Origin of the sequence: Mesorhizobium sp. B2-8-1, assembly GCF_006440955.1 — a bacterium.
Taxonomy (GTDB): Bacteria; Pseudomonadota; Alphaproteobacteria; order Rhizobiales; family Rhizobiaceae; genus Mesorhizobium.
Window position 1 is genome coordinate 392,264 of the sequence record NZ_VFTX01000001.1, and the last position, 20,794, is coordinate 413,057.

The window sequence follows — 20,794 nt, forward strand, 5'->3', positions numbered from 1 at the left end:
CCGTCAGGCAAATCAGATGACGAAAAACCAGTTGGCGATCAGCATTACCGCCACGCCGGCGACCAGCGTCAGATAGGGCAGCATGCCCGCCTTTTTCACCGAGAGGTCCGCTCCCGCCATGCCGAGGTCGGCCAGCATGTGGTCGGGGAACTTGCCGCCGTCCTGGATGTAATGGCGGAAGCAGAACACCGGGATGATCAGCGCCGCGGTGATCAGCCCGGCCCACAGCGCCATCGGGTTCCACACCTTGGCGCCGGCGCCCATGAAGATCGCGTTGACATAGGCGAAGATCGCCCCGATCCCCAAGAGCCACGTCGGGGCCTTCCACGGCCGCGCGATATGGCCGTTGTCGATGCGATGGATCCAGCCGGCATTGAGGTTGAGGAAGTTGAAGATGATGTAGCCGCAATTGGATACGGCGAGAATGAAGAAGAAGCTCGTCGCATCGGCCGAGGCGATCGCCAGCACGATCAGGTTGAAGCACAGGTCGGTCCACATCGCCCGCGTCGGCGCGCCATGCTCGTTGACGTGACTGAGGTAGCGCGGCAGCCAGCCGTCGACGGAGCCCTGGTAGAGCGTGCGCGAGGAGCCGGCCATCGCCGTCATGATGCACAGCACAAGCGCTAGGATCATCAGCATCACCAGCAGGCTGTGGATAAGCCCGCCGCCGCCGACCATGCCGGCGAGAGCATCCGCCACGCCCGAACCGTCGACGATCGGCGTCGCCAGCATGCCGTTGAGGCCGAGCACGCCCTGGAAGGTGAACGGCACCAGGATGAACAGCAGCATGCAGAGCAGGCCGGAATAGAAGATGGCCTTGAAGGTATCGGTGCCCGGGTTCTTGAACTCGGAGGTGTAGCAGACGGCGGTCTCGAAGCCGTAGGTCGACCAGGCGGCGATGAACATGCCGCCGAGCACCAGCGTCCAGCCGGCGATGTTCCAGGCGCCGGGCTCTGGCGCATAGGCGGCGGCCAAGGGAACCAGCGGCGAGAAATTGGCCCAGTTGATCTGGCCGGTGAAGATCGGCACGACGCCGACGATCAGCATCGGGACGATGACAAGCAGGCCGATATATTTCTGCACATTGGCGGTGCCCAGGATACCGCGATGCTGGATCGAGAAGATCATCAGCATCAGCACGGCGCCGATGAAGAAGGTGGCGTTGAAGGTGAAGGACACCGGACCCAGCGTGTGACTGAACGCCGACCACGTGCGGATCGCCGGGGTCGCCGCCGCGGTCACCGCGGTAATGGCGTCGCCGGCGCTCGTTCCGGCATGTGCCGCGATATAGGCGGCGACCTCGGGCGACGTGTCGGTAAAGATCGGCACCGGCGCCAGCGCATTGAGGATATAGGCGGCGGCGATCGAGCAGCCGAGCGAGAGCACCGGCGACCAGGCAAACCAGTTGCACCATACCGACAAGGGCGCGATGAACTTGGAGTAGCGCAGCCAGGCGGTGGCGCCGTAGATCGAGGCGCCGCCCGATTTGTTCGGGAACAGGCCGGCGATCTCGGCATAGGTGAAGGATTGCAGGAAGCCCATGACCATGGACACCGTCCAGATCAGGAAAGCGAGCGTCCCGGTCGTGCCGGCAATGCCGCCGATCGAGAACAGGACGAGGGCTGGAACGCCGCTCGCCACCCAGAAGGCGCCGCGCCAGTCGATATGCCTGAGCAGCTTGCTTTCGGCAGGCTGGTCCAGGACCGTGCTTATGGTGCTCATGTCGGTGAATTCCCCTTTTTGATGTTCCCCGCCGGCGACGCCTCGGCTGTGCGAAGCTTGCTCCCGGCCAATATCGCCGCGACTTCAGTGTTTCCACTCAGTCGTATTTTTTTCTTAGGAGTGAAGATTGATCCGGCGCGCTTTCACGTCAAGCGTTTTGTCGCGCCGTGCACATCACGCTTGCGGGCGGGCGCACAAATGTGCCCCGCGGCGCCGCCGACGGGCAATCCCGTATGCCCGGAAGGCCGCGGTCAGGAACGCGGCCTGGTCTTCTGCGGATCGTAATGGGCGAAGGCCACGACTCGCGCCGGCAGCCGCTTGGCGTGGCCGTCGAGCTTGCCGATTTCAACTCGCGCGCCGATGGCGGCGTGGGTGACATCGAGCCGCGCCAGCGCGATGGTCTTGTTCAGCACCGGCGAGCGCATGCCCGACGTGACGACCCCGATCTGGGCGCGGCCGACATGCACGCAATCGCCATGGCCGACCGCGACGTTGGCATCGATGTCGAGCCCGACCAGTTTGTTCTGCGGGTTCTCCTTGCGCCGGATCAGCGCCTCGCGGCCGATGAAGTCGTCGGTCTTGGACTTCAGCGGCACGGTGAAGCCGATGCCGGCCTCGAACGGGTCGGTCTGGTCGGAGAACTCGTAACCGGCGAAGATCAGCCCGGCCTCGATGCGCACCATGTCCAGCGCCTGCAGGCCCATCGGCTTCAATCCATGCGGCTGGCCGGCGGCCCAGATCGCGTCGAAGACTTTTTCGGCGTCGCGCGGATGACACCAGATCTCGTAGCCGAGTTCACCGGTATAGCCGGTGCGCGAGACGACGACCGGAACGCCATTGCCGCCGCCGATGCGCGCGACGGCGAAGCGGAACCATTCCAGTTCCTCGATCGACGGCTGCAGCGGCGAGGTCCAGATCACCTTCCTCAGGATATCGCGGCTCTTCGGCCCCTGCACGGCGATATTGTGCATCTGGTCGGTGGACGAGCGTACCAGCACGTTGAGACCGAGCTTTGTCGCCGTCTCGCGCAGCCATTCGCCGGACAGATCGTCGCCGCCGACCCAGCGGAAATTGTCCTTGCCGAGCCTGAGCAGCGTGCCGTCGTCGATCATGCCGCCATGCTCGTAGCACATGGCGGAATAGACGACCTGGCCGACGCCGAGCTTCTTGACGTCGCGGGTCAGCGTGTACTGCAGCAGCGCTTCGGAATCCGGGCCGGTGACCTCGAATTTGCGCAGCGGCGACAGGTCCATGATCACGGCGTCCTGCCGGCAGGCCCAGTATTCGGCGATCGCGCCTTCCCTGGCGAAGGAGTTGGCCAGCCAATAGCCCCTGTACTCGACGAAGTCGCGGGTGTGCTTGGCAAAGCTCGAATGAAAGGAGGTCTCGCGGGTCATTTTCGGTTCCGAATCGGGCGTCATGCGTCTGGCGATCGCACGCGAGAATTTGTGCTGGCCGGAATAGGTGCGCACATGGATGTCGGTCAGGTCCCAGCCATTGGCCGGCGTCGTATCGTCGGGGCAGGCGGAGGACACGCAGACGATGTCGGTCAGGGCCCGCAGCAGCACATAGTCGCCGGGCCGCGACCATGGCTCGTCGGAGACCATGATGCCATGCGCGTCGATTGCCGTGTTGAAGAAGAAGTTGATAGCCATCCAGCCGGCGCGTGGTGTGACGCCCTTGTCCGACAGCGCGCGGTTGAAGTTCTCCGAGCAGTTGGCATGGCCGGGATAGCCGATGTCATCGTAATATTTGGCGGCGCATGCGAGCGCGAAGGCGTCGTGCCGGCCGCATGTGTCCTGCACCACTTCGACCAGCGGCTCCATGTCCTGGTCGTAATATTTCGAGTGCAGCCCCGGCATCGGATAGCTCGCGCCCATCAGCGTGCGTGTCGTCGTCACATCGAGCGGATGGTCGAGCCCCTTGTCCAGCTTGCGCGCCGAAAAGCACTGGAAGTCGGTGCATTGGCGCCCGTCGACGTCGATGATCTGCAGATAGTCGCCGGCTTTGACGAAGTAGGATTCCGCCGTCGCCGAATGGACGCGCAAATCGAGCACCGGATCGGCGAGCGGGTCGGCCAATAGCGACTTCGCCGCCGGACGGATGGTGGCACGCCGCACGATCACGGTAAGCGGCGTCGCCGTATCGTGGCCGTCGACCAGCATCGGCCCGCCGGGCGCGGCAATCACCACCGAGCCGTCGCGCACGACGGTGAAAGCTTGTTCGGTGCCGGCCGGCGTGGCGCCGCCGAACACGCGCACCGCCTTGGCCTGGTCGAGCCGCACCTGCCGGCGTGCGAGCCCGCGCCGCAGGGACGCGAGGCTGTCATCGCCCTCGGCAAGCAGCGCCTTGATGCCGGCGGCATTGCTGTTGGAGTTTTCCCCGAGGATGGAGGGATCGGTCGCACCGGTGCCATCCCACGCCAGCAGTTCGCAAGCCTGGCCGCCCTCGACATTGCGCACCGTGATGGTGTCGCCGGCCTCGACCTCGATCAGCACCGCACCATTGCCCTGGACCGTATAGCGCTCCATGCCCGGCGGCAGCGCGATCTGGCCGGGCCGCAGGATCAGGCTCGGCCGGGGTGGCCCGGATGCGACGGCAGGGTAGGGCGACTGGCTCATCTCAGCCTTGCGGTTCGAGAAACAAGTTTGCCTGTGTGTGAAATTATTTTAGCAGCAAGAATAGCAGTGCGGGTGGGTTTGGCAAGGCGGTGGTGGACTGGGTTCTTCCTTCTCCCCTTGTGGGGTCTGAAGGACGGGGCGAGATCCGTGGCTCGCCCCAGGGCGGTGGATCAGTGCGCAGCGCCGAGACGGTTGAGGGGGTGGGTGACGGAGTGCCGTCATTGCCAAGCTGGAGCACCGCTCATCCGACCTCGCTCCGCGCGGCCACCTTCTCCTACAAGGGGAGAAGGGAAGGGCGCGCGCAAGGCTACGTCACTTCCTCGGAATGGCTGATATCCACACCATATTCCGCCGCCGCATCGAGCATCGTGTGCCACAGGCTCTCGGCAAAGGTCGCGAAGACCAGAGCGTTGAACATCGGCTGTCCGTCCGCCCGATCATTCCCACGCCAGAGCGAGACGCTGGTGTGATCCATCGAGGTTGCGGCGGCAGAGCCGACCGCGAACACACTGGCATGCAGATCGAGCGATGAAAGCTTGGCCAACATCGCCCGCGCCTTGTCACCGGAGATGCTGATCAGCGCCCGCGCATGCGACTGGTCAGACAGCGAAGCCGATCCGGCAAGCAGAGGAGCAAGCGCCTTCATCCCGTGCTTGCCACTCTTCGACAGCACGAAAAACTGATCCGGCCCGGACCAGATCAGCGTGGCGTCCGCAATCCGCACCGCCTTGGGCGCATCCGGACCGGCAATGCCGAAACACGCCGTCGCAGCCCTGGCCAGGTCACCCGCCTTGCCGCGGCGTGCCATCACTTGCACGAGGTCGAAATTGCGGATCTCGGTCAGCGAAACGCCGGTATCGCCCTGCGCGCCATGCGGACCGACGACCAGCGTGCGGTCGAGAGGGCTGCGCGCATCCCAGGTAAATTCAGCCACGCTGGCGCCCTCCATCCGGGTCGTAGAAGACGGGATTGCACAGTTCGACATCATACTCCTCTGCGCGCAGCGGATCGTGCGCGCGCACGGTCTCGCCGATACGCTCGCGACCACGTTCCACGAGAGCAAGCCCGATCCATTGATCCGATGTCGGCGAGAAGCAGACTGAGGTGACATAGCCCTGGTCGTTATCAGGTCCGGGCGTCTGGCCCTTCGGAACGATGTGCGCGCCGGAGCGCAGCCGCCGCGCCTTGTCGGTCGGCTTGATGCCGACGACGACCTGCCGGTCCGGCGCGACCAGTGCCTCGCGCCCGGCCATGATGCGGCCCACAAAATCCTTCTTGGTCGACATCATCTTGCCCAGGCCGAGGTCGGCGGCCGTGGTCGTGCCGTTCAGTTCCGGTCCGGCGACATGGCCCTTTTCGATGCGCATGACGCCAAGAGCCTCGGTGCCGTATGGCGTCACGCCGAACGGCTTGCCGGCCAGCATCAGATTGCGCACGAGCGCCTCGCCATAGCGCGCCGGCACCGAAATTTCGAACGCCATTTCGCCGGAGAAAGAGATGCGGAACAGCCGCGCCTTGATGCCGCCGCGCAGCGCGACTTCGCGTGCACCCATGAAGGGGAAGCCCTCGTTCGACAGGTCCTCGGCCGGATCGACGATCTCCTTCAGCAGATCACGCGTCTTCGGCCCGGCGACCGAAAACTGCGCCCACTGGTCGGAGACAGAGGTCAGTTGCACATCGAGTTTCGGGAACAGCACCTGCCGGCAGAATTCGAGATGCTGCATCACCAGTCCGGCCTTGGCGGTGGTGGTGGTGAGGAAATAATGATCCTCGGCCAGCCGCGAGGTCGTGCCGTCGTCGTAGACGAACCCGTCCTCGCGCAGCATCAGCCCGTAGCGCGCCTTGCCGACGGCGAGGCTGGAGAAGGTGTTGATGTAGACGCGGTCGAGGAAGGCGCCGGCATCGGGGCCGTGCACGTCGATCTTGCCGAGCGTCGAGACATCGCAGAAGCCGACGCCGGAACGCACCGTCTTGACCTCGCGTGTGACTGATTCCAGCCAGTCCTTCTCGCCCGTGTGCGGATACCATTGCGCGCGCTTCCACAGGCCGGTGTCGACGAAGACGGCACCCTGTTCGGCGGCCCAGTGATGCGAGGGCGTCAGCCTTGTGGCGTGAAAAGTCTCGTCGCGGTGATGGCCGGCAAAGGCGCCGATCGCGACCGGCACATAGGGCGGGCGGTAGATCGTCGTGCCGGTTTCGGGAATGGACTTGCCCGACACCACGGCCATGATGGCAAGGCCGGCGACGTTGGAGGTCTTGCCCTGGTCGGTCGCCATGCCGAGCGTCGTGTAGCGCTTCAGATGCTCGACCGACTCGAAGCCCTCGCGCTGCGCCAGTTCGATGTCGGAAGCTGTGACATCGTGCTGCTGGTCGACGAACGCCTTGCCCTTGCCGGCGACATGCCAGAGCGGCGTCAACGAGAACGCCTCGTCATCGGCAGTCGGTGCTGTGCCGGCCTTGCCGCAGCGCCCGGCGTCGAGCGCGGCTGCCGCGCCTGCTGCAAACCCTCCCGCCAGGCAGGCGCCGAGACCGAACGAGCCATTGGCTGCACCGGCGGCGACCATGCCGGGAGGCGCGCCGTCGGGCACGAAGGCGGCGATGTCGTCGCGCCATTTCGGCCGGCCGCGATGATAGGAGGTGAGCCCGACCGCCGGGTTCCAGCCGCCGGAGACGGCAAGCCCGTCCGCTTCCACTTCGGCTCGCACGCCGCCGGTGAGAGAGACGGAGATTTTCCTCACACCGTCCTTGCCGCCGTCCGCACGGCTGACGGCGCCATGCAGCACCGGGAAGCCGCTCTTCGAGGCGAGCGAACGATGGGCGGGCGAGACGTCAGGCCGTGCGTCGATGACCGCCGCAATCTGCAAGCCTGCGCCGAGTACTGTCTCGACCGTGCGCCAGCCATCCTCATTGTTGGTGAACAGCGCGATGCGTTTTGCCGGCGCGGCGGCATAGCGCGCGACATAGGTCCGCATGGCCGAAGCCATCATCACGCCGGGCGTATCGTTGCCGGCAAAGACGACCGGCCGCTCGAGGGCGCCGGCCGCGACGACGCATCGCCTGGCCACGATGCGCCACATGCGCTGGCGCACCTGGTGCTCGGGCGGCGAGGGCAGATGGTCGTTGACCCGCTCGATCGCGCCATAGGTGTCGCCATCGTAGACGCCGAACAGCGTCGTGCGGGTCATGATGCGGACATCGGGCATTGCCTCGAGTTCCGCCAGGGTTCGCGACAGCCACTCGGCTGCCGGCAGCCCGTCGATCGTGCCGCCATCCGAGAGCAGGCGGCCGCCGGGAATAAAATCCTCTTCGCACAGGATGACGCGGGCGCCGGAGCGGCCGGCGGCAAGGGCCGCCGCAAGCCCGGTCGGGCCGGAGCCGGCGATCAGCACGTCGCAATGCGCCCAGGCCTTGTCATAGTGGTCGGGATCGGCAACGCCGGCGGCGCGGCCGAGGCCTGCGGCGCGGCGGATCGCCGGCTCGTAGATCGCCTCCCAGAATTTCGCCGGCCACATGAAGGTCTTGTAGTAGAAGCCGGCGACGAAGATCGGCGCGAAGAGCTGGTTGACCGACATCACGTCGAAATGGAGCGACGGCCAGCGGTTCTGGCTGGCGGCCTCGAGCCCTTCATAGAGCTCGGCGGTCGTGGCCTTGGTGTTCGGCTCGCGGCGTGCGCCGGTGCGCAGTTCGACCAGCGCGTTGGGCTCTTCCGAGCCAGCGGTCAGAATGCCGCGCGGACGGTGGTATTTGAACGAGCGGCCGACCAGCTTGACGCCGTTGGCGATCAGCGCCGACGCCAGCGTGTCGCCCTCGAAGCCGAAGAACGTCTTGCCATCGAAGCGGAAGCTCAGCGGTGACGAACGATCGACGAGGCCGCCGGTCGGGAGACGATGGGATTGGGAGGAAGTCACGATGCAGCCCCATGCACTGGCGTCGCGCTGCCGCTCATCGCCCTGCCGCTTCTTACCCTCCCCCTGGTGGGGAGGGTCGCTGCGAAGCAGCGGGGTGGGGGGGCGGCGCAGACCCCCACCCGGACCTGCGGTCCGACCTCCCCACAAGGGGGAGGTAGAGGCCTGGCGGAGTTCGCGGCGCTGAGCTGGACAGAAAAATTCATTTCGCAACCTGCCTCGCCCCGGCGCCCGCCGCCGGCTCCACGGCCGAAATTTCGTGCGTCAGCGTGTTGCGGGTGACCTTCAGCCACGCTCGGCAGCCGCCGCCGTGGTACCAATTCTCGTCCATCACGCCGGCGACATTGTCGCGCAGGTAAACGTAGTCGAAGACGTCGTCCTCCGAAGCGCCAGCCTCCGGACGCATCGGCTTGGCGTCGCCGAGATAGGTGAACTCGCCGAGGTCGCGTTCGCCGCAGAAGGGACAGGTGATGCGCATGGCAGGGCCTTCAGTGCAGGTTCGGTTGGGCGCCCTGGCCCTTTTCGTCTATCATCGCACCAGACCGGAACCGGTCGAGGCGAAAGCGGGCGGCCTCCTTGTGGGATTGGTCGCGGGCCAGCAGGTGGGCAAAGACGAGGCCTGAGCCCGGCGTCGCCTTGAAGCCGCCATAGCACCAGCCGGCATTGAGGTAGAGCCCGTCGACCGGCGTCTTGTCGATGATCGGCGAGCCGTCCATCGACATGTCCATGATGCCGCCCCACTGGCGCAGCAGGCGCACGCGGCCGATCATCGGCATCAGCGCCATGCCGCCTTCGCAGACGTCTTCCATCACAGGCAAATTGCCGCGCTGGGCGTAGGAATTGTAGCCGTCTATGTCGCCGCCGAAGACCAGGCCGCCCTTGTCCGACTGGCTGACGTAGAAATGGCCGGCGCCGAACGTCATCACATTGGGGATGAGCGGCTTGATCGCCTCGGAGACGAAGGCCTGCAGCACATGGCTTTCGATCGGCAGGCGCAGGCCCGCCATCGCGGCGACACGCGAGGAGGAGCCCGCGACGGCCATGCCGACTTTCCCGGCGCCGATCTTGCCACGCGAGGTCTCGACGCCGGTCACCTTGCCGTTGGCGTCGCGCACGAAGCCCGTCACTTCGCAATTCTGGATGATGTCGACGCCGAGCGCGCTCGCCGCATGGGCGTAGCCCCAGACCACCGCGTCGTGCCGCGCCGTGCCGCCGCGCCGCTGCAAGAGCCCGCCTTGCACGGGAAAGCGCGCATTGTCGAAATTCAGGAACGGCATCATCTTCTTGACCGCGGCAAGGTCGAGCAATTCGGCATCGATGCCGTTGATGCGCATCGTGTTGCCGCGCCGCGCATAGGCATCGCGCTGCGCATCGGAATGGTAGAGATTGATGACGCCGCGCTGGCTGACCATCGTGTTGTAGTTGAGGTCCTGCTCCATCCGTTCCCACAGCTTCATGGACAATTCGTAGAAGCCGGTGTTGCCGGGCAGGCCGTAATTGGAGCGGATGATGGTGGTGTTGCGGCCGGCATTGCCGGAGCCGATCCAGCCCTTTTCCAGCACGGCCACATTCCTGATGCCGTACTCGCTGGCGAGGAACCAGGCGGTGGCCAGACCATGCCCGCCGCCGCCGATGATCACCACGTCGTAGCGGTCCTTCGGGCTGGCGTCGCGCCAGGTGCGCTGCCAGTTCTTGTGGCCGGAGAAGGCGGCGCGGGCGAGCGAGAAGATCGAATATTTCATACGTTCATTCCGAGGTCGCTCGCACGCTGCGCCGGTCAGATATCCAGCGTGTGGTCGCGCTCCCATTGCGTGAAGTGCGAAGCATAGGAATTCCATTCCTGGTGCTTCAGCTTTAGATAAGCCGACGAGAATTCCTCACCCAGCGCCGTCTTGAGCGATTTGTCATTGTCGAATTCGCGCAACGCGTCGAGCAGGTTGAGCGGCAATTTCGGCGCGCCCTCCACCGTGTGACCATGCTGGTACATGTCGATGTCGTAGCGCCTGCCGGGATCGGCCTTGGAGCGGATGCCGTCGAGGCCGGCGGCGATGATGACGGCTTGCAGCAGATAAGGGTTGGCCGCGCCATCAGGCAGCCGCAGCTCGAAGCGGCCGGGGCCGGGCACGCGCACCATGTGGGTGCGGTTGTTGCCGGTCCAGGTCACCGTGTTCGGCGCCCAGGTGGCGCCCGAAATGGTGCGAGGCGCGTTGATGCGCTTGTAGGAATTGACGGTCGGGTTGGTGATGGCGGCGAGAGCCGAGGCATGTTTCATGATGCCGCCGAGGAAGTGCTTACCCTTGGCCGACAGGCCGAGCTCCATCGAATTGTCGGCAAAGACATTGGTCTTGCCTGTTTTGTCCCACACCGAGATATGCGCATGGCAGCCATTGCCGGTCAGTCCCTGGAAGGGCTTGGGCATGAAGGTGGCGCGCAGGCCGTGCTTTTCCGCGATCGACTTGACCATGAACTTGAAGAAAGAGTGCTTGTCGGCGGTCGCCAGCGCATCGTCGAAGGCCCAGTTCATCTCGAACTGGCCGTTGGCATCCTCGTGATCGTTCTGGTAGGCGCCCCAGCCGAGCGCCAGCATGTGGTCGCAGATCTCGGCGATGACGTCGTAGCGGCGCATCAACGCTTGCTGGTCGTAGCATGGTTTCGCCGCCGTATCATATTCGTCGGAGATCGTTTTGCCGTCGGGCGAGATCAGGAAGAATTCCGCCTCGACGCCGGTCTTGACATGCATGCCGTCGTTAGCGGCTTCCGCGATCAGTCGCTTAAGCGTGTTGCGCGGTGCCTGGTCGACCTCCTTGTCGTCCATGATGCAGTTGGCGGCGACCCAGGCGACGTCAGGCTTCCAGGGCAGCTGGATAACCGAATTCGGATCCGGCACCGCCAGCATGTCGGGATGTGCCGGCGTGAGGTCGAGCGAGGTAGCGAAACCGGCGAAGCCGGCGCCATCCTTCTGCATATCTGATATCGCCTGCGCCGGCACCAGCTTGGCGCGTTGCCCGCTGAACAGGTCGGTGTAGGAGATCATGAAATATTTGACGTTTTTCGCCCTTGCGAACTCTGCAAGATCAACTGTCACGGAAGTTCCCCATTTTTTGTCGATTGTTGGCCCTAGAGCATATGGCCTTCGGCCCTTTGTTGATCAGAAGCCGTTCTTCCCCGGTATCCAGTTGGTGCCGGCCAGCGGCACGCCGGCCATCGCGGCGGCCTCGATCGTGAGCGCGACGAGATCCTCGGGTTCGAGATTATGCAGGCTGTTCTTGCCGCAGGCGCGGGCGATGGTCTGCGCCTCCAGCGTCATCACCTTGAGATAGTTCGCCAGCCGGCGGCCGGCGGCCACCGGATCGACCCGCTTCATCAGTTCGGGATCCTGCGTGGTGATGCCGGCGGGGTCGCGGCCTTCGTGCCAGTCGTCATAGGCGCCTGATGTGGTGCCGAGCTCGTTGTACTCCGCCTCCCAGCGGGGATCGTTGTCGCCGAGCGCGACAAGGGCAGCCGTGCCGATCGAGACCGCGTCCACGCCGAGCGCCAGCGCCTTGGCGACATCGGCGCCGTTGCGGATGCCGCCGGAGACGATCAGCTGCACCTTGCGATGCATGCCGAGATCCTGCAGCGCCTGCACCGCCGGCCTGATGCAGGCGAGCGTCGGCTGGCCGACATTCTCGATGAACACTTCCTGGGTGGCCGCCGTGCCGCCCTGCATGCCGTCGACGACCACGACGTCGGCGCCTGCCTTCACCGCAAGCGCGGTGTCGTAGTAGGGGCGGGCGCCGCCGACCTTGACGTAGATCGGCTTTTCCCAGTCGGTGATTTCGCGCAGTTCCAGGATCTTGATCTCGAGATCGTCCGGCCCGGTCCAGTCGGGATGGCGCGAGGCCGAGCGCTGGTCGATGCCTTTGGGCAGCGTGCGCATCTCGGCGACACGGTCGGAGATCTTCTGTCCGAGCAACATGCCGCCGCCACCAGGCTTGGCGCCCTGGCCGACGACGACCTCGATTGCATCGGCGCGGCGCAGGTCGCGCAGATTCATGCCATAGCGCGAGGGGAGATATTGGTAGACGAGTTGCTTGGAATGGCCGCGCTCTTCCTCGGTCATGCCGCCGTCGCCGGTCGTGGTCGAGGTGCCCGACAGCGTCGCGCCGCGCCCGAGCGCTTCCTTGGCCGGGCCCGACAGCGAGCCGAAGCTCATGCCAGCAACGGTGATCGGGATTTTCAGCTCGATCGGCTTCTTGGCATGGCGTGAGCCCAACACGACTGATGTGTCGCAGCGCTCGCGATAGCCTTCGAGCGGATAGCGCGAGATCGATGCGCCCAGGAACAGAAGGTCGTCGAAATGCGGCAGCTTGCGCTTGGCGCCGGCGCCCCGGATGTCATAGATGCCGGTGGCCGCGGCGCGGCGGATCTCGGAAAGCGTGTAGTCGTCGAAAGTCGCGGATTTGCGCGGCGTCGTCGGCGGGTTGCGATAGGTCATGCTGCCTCAATACGCGTCGGCGTTGTCGATATTGAAATTGTAGAGCGTGCGCGCCGAGCCGTAGCGCTTGAACTCCGACGGCTTGACGCCGGTGACGCCGGCACGATCGAGCAGGCCCTGCAGCAGTTCCAGGTGCTCGGGCCGCATTTCCTTGGCGATGCAGTCGGCGCCCAAACTGTCGACCTTGCCGCGCACGAACAGCCGTGCCTCGTAGATGGAATCGCCGAGCGCGTCGCCGGCATCGCCCAGCACCACCAGATTGCCGGACTGCGCCATGAAGGCCGACATATGGCCGATATTGCCGTGCACGACGATGTCGATGCCTTTCATCGAAATGCCGCACCGCGAGGACGCATTGCCCTCGATGACGAGCAGCCCGCCCTTGCCGGTGGCGCCGGCATATTGGCTGGCGTCGCCTTTGACTGTTATCGACCCCGACATCATGTTTTCGCCAACGCCGGGTCCCGCCGAACCATGCACGGTGATGGCACTGCCGGAATTCATGCCGCCACAGTAATAGCCGACGCTGCCGCGCACATCGATGCTGACCGGCTGGTCGACGCCGACGGCGACCGAATGGCTGCCCTTCGGGTTCAACACTTCCCAGGCGGTCTCGTTCGAGCCTGGCGTCAGATTGTGCAGTGCCTGGTTGAGCTCGCGCAACGACATCTGGTCCAGGTCGAACACCCGGGAGGCATGGTCGCTCGCCGCCGCGGTTGAAAGTTTTGTTGCCGGCATGAACTCAATGCTCCCAGAAATAGACGGTTGCGGGTTCCGGTTCCCAGACTCTCGCATTGTCTATGCCGGGCAGTTTGGTCAGCGCGCGATATTCCGAGCCGAAGGCGACATACTGGTCCGTTTCGGCCATCACGGCGGGCTTGCAGGCGATCGGGTCGCGCACCACGCCGAAGCCGTTCTTGGTGCCGACGACGAAGGTGAAGAAACCGTCGAGATCTGAGAGGGTGCCCTCCAGCGCCTCGCCGAGGTTCTTGCCATGCGCCATCTGGGAGGAGAGATAGGCGGCCGCCACTTCGGTGTCGTTCTCGGTCTCGAATTTCATGCCTTCGCGGACCAGTTCGCGGCGAACGTTGTTGTGGTTGGACAGCGAGCCATTGTGCACCAGGCACTGGTCGGCGCCGGTCGAGAACGGATGCGCGCCCATCGTCGTCACCGCCGATTCCGTCGCCATGCGGGTGTGCCCGATGCCATGCGTTCCGGTCATCCCACGGATGTCGAAGCGGTCGACCACAGCCTCGGGCAAGCCGACTTCCTTGTATATTTCCACGGCTTCGCCGGCACCCATGATGCGGATGTCGGGCCTGAGCGACTGGATGGTCTCACGCGCGGCATCGACCTTTTCGGGCGTGGTCCTGATGACGGCATGCGTCGATTTTACCATGACGCTCACCGGCACGCCGAGCGCCTTGGTGAGTTCGGCGTCCAGTCCACGGAAATCACGCTCCGGCCTCGGCGACTGGATGGTGATCTTGGCCTCGTTGCGGGACGGCGCGCCATAGATCGCGATGCCGGCGCTGTCGGGTCCGCGATCGCTGAGCGATACCAGCATCTGCGACAACATGGCACCGAGCTGCGGCTCCAGCGCCTTGTCCTTGAGGAAAAGTCCAACGATTCCGCACATGCCAGCCTCCAGACCCTTTGTCGCTAAAAATGATGTATCGAATGAGTTCGGGGAATTCAATTGGTATGAAAAAAATATTCCTCTCGTTACGCGTTGTGTTTTGTCCCATCCGGCGGCCCATCGCCTTGTCGGCGCATGGAATGGGCCCATTTGGCGGTCCGGATACGAGCCATCTTGTAGGCGTCGAGGATCGACAGCGCATAGATCAGGAAGCCGCCGGCGTGGCGGCCGACAAAGCTGGCGTCGGGCGGGGCGATCTTCGCCGTCACCCAGGCCAGGATGACCATGAAGAAAAGAAACTGCAGGCCGCGCGTGGGAACGCCCAGCATGACGTGGCCGCTGCCCGGCAGCAGGGTTGCCGCGCCCAGGACGATATATGGGCTGGTAGGTCCGGGCGAGGGGGTTGCGCCGGTCATGCCGCTTTCCGTTCGTTCCTGTTGATCGCGTCGCGCAGTCCCGAAAGGGATACGAGCAGCCGCGAGATCAGCGCCGGGTCGATTTGCGCGTCACCGAAAGCGGCTTGCCGGAAGACACCGTAGCGGGCCCGCTCGGCTTCGGCCAGCAGCCAGACGATACGCACACCCTTTGGCGTGATCAGTAGCTCCTTGGCGCGTCCTTCTGAAAAGGGCTCCAGATGGTCGGCGATGATGTTTTGCGGGAAGCGCACGCCTCTGCGGTCCGTTCGAAGCACCGCCTCGGCGGGAAAGCCGGGCGCCTTCGGCAGCGTGTGGTCGAGATGGTCGAAATTGGAGAATGTCGTCGGCGAGCCCGGCCGCATCATCATGTCGAACGTGCCGGGCACGGCTGTTTTCTCCGTTATCGATACGCTGAGCCAGCGCGCCGGCAGCTTTCTCGTCGCCAGCGTGTCGACGATGGTGCGCAGCTGCACGCGCTGGCCGTTCCACGAGCCTTCCCACGTAACGACGCCGGCAGTACCGTCCCAGACATCTTCGGCGTCGGCAATGACGGCGCGGATGCTGGCCTGGTCGGCGGCGCGCGCCACGGCAGCCCTGTCGCGGCTGCGGCGTGCCAGCCAGGCAAAGTGCAGGACGAGAGCCAGGACAGCCGCCCCGGCAAGCAGTGCTGACGTCACCTCGGACATTTCGTCATGCCAGGCCCGCCCAATTCGGACGGGCCTACTCCCATCAATAGCCCTGCGGTTTCGGCCACGGCATGGTGAACTGGTCGCCGCGCCGCACGAATTTGTAGCGATAGAAATGGAACCACAGCGAGATCAGGAAATAGAACGCGACCATGGCGATGAGCTGCGAGCCGAAGCCGAGGAAGATGGCGAAGAAGGTGACCACGCACAGGCAGAACAAGACGATCGCCGGCAGCGGGTGGAAGGGATGCGTGTAGCCGCGGCGGATCGAACCCAGAGGCCACTTCTTCCGGAACATCATGATGTTGATGCTCATGAACGTATATTGCAGCACGCCGGACAGGATCGAGAAGGTAATCGCCTGGTTGAGGTCGGCGATGAAGGCGAAGGCGAGCGCGATCGGCAGCAGGAACAGGATCGAGCGGTAGGGCGTGCGGTATCTCGGGTGCACCGCCGAGAACCAGCTCGGCAGGTAGCGATCGCGGCCGAGCGAGAACCAGGCGCGCGCCGCGTCGTTGATGCAGCCATTGGCGGACGCCAGTGCGGCAAGCAGCGTGGCGATGAACAGGAGGTTTTCCAGCAGCGGGTTGCCGGTCAGCTTGCCGGCGTCCCACAGCGGATAATAAGTGATGCCGAGATATTCCCAGGGCATCAGCGAGGCGCAGACATACCAGGTCATGGCGGCGGCGATCAGAAGCGTGATCATGCCGGCCATCGTGCCATAAGGCAGCGAGCGCGCGGGCGAGCGCACTTCCTCGGCCGCCTGCGTGGTGCCCTCGATGCCGAGATAGTACCAGATGCCGAACTGGAAAGCGGCGATGACGCCGATCCAGCCATAGGGCAGCGCATTGTCCGGGGTGACCAATTCGTTGAGCTTCAGCACCGCGCCTTGCGTCCACGGGCTGACCGAGAAGAACAGGATGACGATGGAGATATAGGCGATCGCGGTGATGACGAAGTTGACGTTGAGCGTCATCAGCACGCCGCGATAGTTGAGCCATGCCAGGACGACGATGGTGGCGGCGATGAAGGAGTTGTGGGTGAGACCCTCGACGCCCGCCTTGGCGACGATCGTGTCGCCGAGCAGGATGGCGTCCGACACTTCGAGCATCGTGTAGGCAAAGACCAGGAACAGCGCGACGTTGAAGGCCATCAGCGGCCCGACGATGTGCTTGGCCTGCGCATATTGGCCGCCCGCGGCGGCGACCGTCGACGTCACTTCGGAATCGATCATGGCGACCGAGGTATAGAGCAGCCCGACGACCCAGCAGACAATCAGCGCGGCAAGCGCGCCGCCCTTGTCGGCGGAGAAATTCCAGCCGGTGAACTCGCCGACCAGGACGATGCCCACACCCAACGCCCAGACATGGGCCGGGCCAAGCACCCGAAGCAGCGAGACCCTGTCGCCATTTGTTGCCGAACCCGCAGTTTCAACCACGACCGTCATCGATCAATCCCCACTCAGATCCGGTGTTTTTCGGAAGCGGCTTCAAGTTCGCCTTCGCGCGAGGACGTCAGCATATCCTCGGAGTAGGTCGTATCGACCTTGAACCAATCGTAGAGCATCCACAGCGCAAGCACGATCGAGATGCCCCAGCATGCGTAAGAGAGTACTATCCACATGGTCTGTCCCCGGATTATTTCTCGTCGAACTTCTCGTTGATGACGTCGCGATATTCACGGTCGGATGCCCGGAACAGGAACACGAAATAACCGATCAACACGGCTGCCATGACAACCAGCGTCGGCCAGTCGATGATGTAGTGGAAACGATTCTGGATGATGTCGTGCGCGGTCTCGGGCGTATAGCCGAGCCTTTCCCAGATCGAGGCCATGGTCGGGTTCTGGCCGAGCGCCTCCCAAGTCTTGGCGTCGAGCGCATCGATGGACTTGGCTGCTCCCGCCAATCCCAGTTTCAGCGGCAGCCACAGCGCCACGAAGATGGCGACCACGACGACGGCGATATCGAAGACCTGCCCGGCCTTGCTCTGTTGCGGCGGCGTGTAGCGGGACATGCTTCTCTCCCCTCTCAGGATTTGCGGTTGCGGTCGTAATTCTTGATGTCGAGCCCGTAGATGAACTCCTTGTCTTCCTTGTAGTGGTTGACCATGGCCAGGATCGCCGCCGTGTTGAAGATCAGCACCGCGGCGGCGGCAATCGCGACGACGGCCTTGATGCCGTCATGCGGGATATGCGGCCATGTCATGAAGAGGACGAAGAGGATCGTCGCCCACAGGCAGACGATCAGGAGCGCGGATCCGCGCAAGTCGGAACGGTACAGCGCCTCGATGCGCTGCTGCAGGTCTGACATCGGTTTTCCCCTTTTTCGACGTCCGGTTCCGAATCCACCGCCCGCCGTTCTCTTTCAAGAGAGTGAAATTTTTTTCATAAATTCAGACCGAATTCGGAAATTGTCAAGGCGAATTTACGCAGAGTTAACCGCCTTGTTCGGATGACGAATTTTGCCTGACAATGAAATTATTTGCTTTCAGGGGATTGCAGGCCCCACGCGTTTGCGATCAATATTCGCTCAAAGCTCCAGCCCGCGCGCACAGGAGCAGGGAACATAATCAAAATATCGAACGGAGGATCGGATGACGGCATCCTGGAGATTTTCAACCCTGGCGGATCGCCATCGCGCGCTGGGTTCGAAACTCGAAGACTGGAGCGGCATGGGCACCGCCTGGACCTACGACAAGGATGCCGACGAGGAATACATCGCTATCCGCACCAAGGCCGGGCTGATGGATGTCTCGGGCCTGAAGAAGGTCCACATCACAGGCCCGCACGCCTCGCACCTCATCGATCTCGCCACCACGCGCGACGTCGAAAAAATCTATCCCGGCAAATCGGCCTATGCCTGCATGCTCAACGAGGCGGGAAAATTCACCGACGACTGCATCCTCTACCGCACCGGGCCGAATAGCTGGATGGTGGTGCATGGCTCGGGAACCGGACATGAGGAGTTGCAGCGGGCGGCGATGGGCAGGGACGTGTCGCTGCGCTTCGACGACAATCTGCACGACCTCTCGCTGCAGGGGCCGGCGGCGGTCGACTATCTTGCCAGGCACGTGCCGGGCATTCGCGACCTCAACTATTTCCATCACATGCAGACGCAGCTCTTCGGTTTTCCGGTGATGATCTCGCGCACCGGCTATACCGGCGAGCGCGGCTATGAAATCTTCTGCCGCGGCCAGGATGCCGGCCCGATCTGGGACAGGATCCTCGACGAGGGCAAGAGCGCCGGCATTATCCCGTGCCGCTTCACCACGCTCGACATGCTGCGCGTCGAGAGCTATCTCCTGTTCTATCCCTACGACAATTCGCAGAAATATCCGTTCGAGAATGAAGGCCCCGGCGACACGCTGTGGGAACTCGGCCTCGACTTCACCGTCAGCCCGGGCAAGACCGGCTTTCGCGGCGCCGAGGAGCACTACCGTCTCAAGGGCAAGGAGCGCTTCAAGATCTATGGCGTGTTGCTCGACGGCAAGGAGCCGGCCGACGAGGGCGCCCCGGTCTATCGCGATGGGAAGAAAGTCGGCGTCGTCACCTGCGCCATGTATTCGCCGCTGGTCGAGAAATCGATGGGCATCGTCCGCCTCGACGTCGACTGCGCCGTCAAGGACACAAGGCTCGAGATCCGCAACAGGAGCGGATCGATCAAGGCGACGGCGCAGCCATTGCCGTTCGATGACCCAAAGAAGACCAAGCGCACGGCGAAAGGCTGAGGCATAGTCGAAGGCGAGGGTTCGAGGCACGAAGCAGAGAATGGCAGCCAAGTCGATCATCAGCCGGCCCGTCTACGGAACCTTGTCGCCGCAGCCCGGCAAGCATCATCTTTTCATCGCCGATGCCGAGGGTGCGCTCGCGATAGCGGACATGGCCAAAACGGCTCCGGACAGGTTCTTCGACGGTGCCGAAATCGTCTTCATTCCCGGGCCGGACGACAAGCATGTCGCCGCTCTCGAAGCGCTGAAACCGGCGCGCTTCCACCAGGCGCCGTCCTTCGCCAGCCTGCTGCCGCGGCTGAAACAGACGCTTGATAACGCGCATATGGGCCTGCGCCTCTATCTCGCCGGTACCGAAGGGCTGATCGGCCAGGCCATGCAGGTGGCGCTCGATGCCGGCATCGACCACACCGCGATCCAGACCGAACATCGCGGCTCGCTGGCGCGCCGCGTGCAGTGCGTGCATTGCAAGGGCATCACCGAGAATGTAACGACGCAACCCGCCACCTGCTCGCATTGCGGCCTGCTACTTCTGGTACGCGACCACTATTCGCGGCGGCTGGCGGCGTTCCAGGGCGTCTGCATCAATGCCGAGGATCGCAGCGAAATTCCTCCGATCGAGGAGGTCTTCCGATGAGCACCGGCACCACCAAACTCGACGTCGTCGTCAGCGATGTTGTTCCCGTCAACGAGCTGGTCACCCGCTTTCATTTCCGCCGCCGCGACGGCGAGCTGTTGCCGACCTTTTCAGGCGGTGCCCATGTCGTGGTCGAGATGAGCGACGGCGACCGCACAAGGCTCAATCCCTATTCGCTGATGGGCTCGCCGCTCGACACGCGCGAATACACGATCTCGATACGTCGCGACGATGTCGGCCGGGGCGGCTCGCTTTTCATGCACCGGAGCGTCAGGCCCGGGCTGGAGATGGTGATCTCCTATCCCGTCAATCTGTTCTCGCTCGATCTCAGGGCGAAGAAACATTTGATGCTGGCCGGCGGCATCGGCATCACGCCCTTCATGGCCCAGACCGCGCAGTTGGCGGGCGAGGGCGGCAATTTCGAACTGCACTACACCTGCCGCACGGCTTCGCTCGGCACTTATGCCGATGTGCTGCAACAGCGTTACGGCCGCCGGGTCCGGCTCTATCACGACGACCGCGGGGAACGCGTCGATCTCGACCGGCTGCTGTCGTCGCAGCCGCTCGGTACGCATCTCTATGTCTGCGGTCCGGCCGGCATGATCGGCTGGGTGCGCGAGCGCGCCGCCGCGCTTGGCTGGCCACCGGAGACCGTGCATTTCGAGCATTTCGCGGCACCGCAACCGGGATTGCCCTTCGATGTGACGCTGGCAATCAGCGGCAAGACCATCCGCGTCGGCGAGCAGCAGAGCCTGCTCGAGGCGATCGAGGCGGCCGGCGTCGATCCGCCCTATCTTTGCCGCGGCGGCGTCTGCGGCCAGTGCGAGACCAACGTCATCGCGTCCGACGGCAAGTTCATCCACAACGACCATTGGCTGAGCGAGGAAGATCATCGCTCCGGCTGCAAGATCATGCCGTGCGTGTCGCGCTTCGAAGGCAAATCGCTGGTCTTGGAAAGATAGG

At 64.0% G+C, this 20,794-nt stretch carries 19 protein-coding genes; 3 read left to right on the plus strand and 16 right to left on the minus strand.

The window, feature by feature from the left end:
• Nucleotides 1–12: 12 nt before the first annotated feature.
• The 16 genes from FJ428_RS01920 to FJ428_RS01995 form a co-directional block, all read right to left on the minus strand.
• Nucleotides 13–1,722, minus strand: coding sequence for an APC family permease (locus FJ428_RS01920; protein WP_140564312.1), 1,710 nt, complete (start codon nt 1,720–1,722; stop codon nt 13–15).
• A 251-nt stretch (nt 1,723–1,973) separates the two neighbouring features.
• On the minus strand, nt 1,974–4,343 hold the full coding sequence (locus tag FJ428_RS01925) for an aminomethyltransferase family protein (RefSeq protein ID WP_140728116.1): 2,370 nt from the start codon (nt 4,341–4,343) through the stop codon (nt 1,974–1,976).
• Nucleotides 4,344–4,650: 307 nt separating this feature from the next.
• Nucleotides 4,651–5,277 carry a sarcosine oxidase subunit gamma family protein gene (locus FJ428_RS01930; RefSeq protein WP_140520865.1) on the minus strand — a complete coding sequence of 209 codons (627 nt, stop codon included), beginning with the start codon at nt 5,275–5,277 and terminating at the stop codon, nt 4,651–4,653.
• A complete protein-coding gene (locus tag FJ428_RS01935) occupies nt 5,270–8,251 on the minus strand; it encodes a sarcosine oxidase subunit alpha (protein ID WP_140878839.1) in 2,982 nt (993 codons plus the stop codon). The genes FJ428_RS01930 and FJ428_RS01935 overlap by 8 nt, the downstream gene beginning before the upstream one ends.
• A gap of 199 nt (nt 8,252–8,450) precedes the next feature.
• Nucleotides 8,451–8,726, minus strand: coding sequence for a sarcosine oxidase subunit delta (locus FJ428_RS01940; RefSeq protein ID WP_140520863.1), 276 nt, complete (start codon nt 8,724–8,726; stop codon nt 8,451–8,453).
• A gap of 10 nt (nt 8,727–8,736) precedes the next feature.
• Nucleotides 8,737–9,990: a sarcosine oxidase subunit beta family protein gene (locus FJ428_RS01945; RefSeq protein WP_140497859.1), complete on the minus strand. Its 1,254-nt coding sequence runs from the start codon at nt 9,988–9,990 to the stop codon at nt 8,737–8,739.
• Between the two features lie 35 nt (nt 9,991–10,025).
• Complete coding sequence (glnT, locus tag FJ428_RS01950) at nt 10,026–11,333, minus strand: type III glutamate--ammonia ligase (RefSeq protein ID WP_140878840.1); 1,308 nt, start codon at nt 11,331–11,333, stop codon at nt 10,026–10,028.
• A 63-nt stretch (nt 11,334–11,396) separates the two neighbouring features.
• Nucleotides 11,397–12,725 carry an FMN-binding glutamate synthase family protein gene (locus FJ428_RS01955; protein ID WP_140514697.1) on the minus strand — a complete coding sequence of 443 codons (1,329 nt, stop codon included), beginning with the start codon at nt 12,723–12,725 and terminating at the stop codon, nt 11,397–11,399.
• A 6-nt stretch (nt 12,726–12,731) separates the two neighbouring features.
• Complete coding sequence (locus tag FJ428_RS01960) at nt 12,732–13,463, minus strand: GXGXG domain-containing protein (protein WP_140551135.1); 732 nt, start codon at nt 13,461–13,463, stop codon at nt 12,732–12,734.
• 4 nt (nt 13,464–13,467) lie between these two features.
• Nucleotides 13,468–14,364, minus strand: a complete 897-nt coding sequence (locus tag FJ428_RS01965) for a glutamine amidotransferase family protein (RefSeq protein ID WP_140497865.1) — start codon at nt 14,362–14,364, stop codon at nt 13,468–13,470.
• An 86-nt stretch (nt 14,365–14,450) separates the two neighbouring features.
• On the minus strand, nt 14,451–14,780 hold the full coding sequence (locus FJ428_RS01970) for a hypothetical protein (protein WP_140497867.1): 330 nt from the start codon (nt 14,778–14,780) through the stop codon (nt 14,451–14,453).
• Nucleotides 14,777–15,466 carry a hypothetical protein gene (locus FJ428_RS01975; protein ID WP_181167184.1) on the minus strand — a complete coding sequence of 230 codons (690 nt, stop codon included), beginning with the start codon at nt 15,464–15,466 and terminating at the stop codon, nt 14,777–14,779. Before FJ428_RS01975 ends, FJ428_RS01970 begins: the two co-directional genes overlap by 4 nt.
• Before the next feature lie 43 nt (nt 15,467–15,509).
• On the minus strand, nt 15,510–16,913 hold the full coding sequence (locus FJ428_RS01980; RefSeq protein ID WP_140514701.1) for an amino acid permease: 1,404 nt from the start codon (nt 16,911–16,913) through the stop codon (nt 15,510–15,512).
• 14 nt (nt 16,914–16,927) lie between these two features.
• The gene (locus FJ428_RS01985; protein ID WP_140514703.1) at nt 16,928–17,089 is read right to left on the minus strand and encodes a hypothetical protein; all 162 of its coding nucleotides are present in this window, start codon (nt 17,087–17,089) and stop codon (nt 16,928–16,930) included.
• A 14-nt stretch (nt 17,090–17,103) separates the two neighbouring features.
• Nucleotides 17,104–17,481 carry a hypothetical protein gene (locus tag FJ428_RS01990; protein WP_140497873.1) on the minus strand — a complete coding sequence of 126 codons (378 nt, stop codon included), beginning with the start codon at nt 17,479–17,481 and terminating at the stop codon, nt 17,104–17,106.
• A gap of 14 nt (nt 17,482–17,495) precedes the next feature.
• Nucleotides 17,496–17,777 carry a hypothetical protein gene (locus tag FJ428_RS01995; RefSeq protein WP_140514705.1) on the minus strand — a complete coding sequence of 94 codons (282 nt, stop codon included), beginning with the start codon at nt 17,775–17,777 and terminating at the stop codon, nt 17,496–17,498.
• Nucleotides 17,778–18,060: 283 nt separating this feature from the next.
• On the opposite strand from FJ428_RS01995, the gene FJ428_RS02000 reads away from it, so the two are divergent.
• From FJ428_RS02000 to FJ428_RS02010, 3 genes are read left to right on the plus strand one after another with little or no spacing between them, the layout of a single operon-like run.
• The gene (locus FJ428_RS02000) at nt 18,061–19,194 is read left to right on the plus strand and encodes an aminomethyltransferase family protein (RefSeq protein ID WP_140878841.1); all 1,134 of its coding nucleotides are present in this window, start codon (nt 18,061–18,063) and stop codon (nt 19,192–19,194) included.
• A 40-nt stretch (nt 19,195–19,234) separates the two neighbouring features.
• Nucleotides 19,235–19,831 carry a dimethylamine monooxygenase subunit DmmA family protein gene (locus FJ428_RS02005; protein WP_140520859.1) on the plus strand — a complete coding sequence of 199 codons (597 nt, stop codon included), beginning with the start codon at nt 19,235–19,237 and terminating at the stop codon, nt 19,829–19,831.
• Nucleotides 19,828–20,793: a PDR/VanB family oxidoreductase gene (locus FJ428_RS02010; protein WP_140878842.1), complete on the plus strand. Its 966-nt coding sequence runs from the start codon at nt 19,828–19,830 to the stop codon at nt 20,791–20,793. Before FJ428_RS02005 ends, FJ428_RS02010 begins: the two co-directional genes overlap by 4 nt.
• Nucleotide 20,794: the final 1 nt, after the last annotated feature.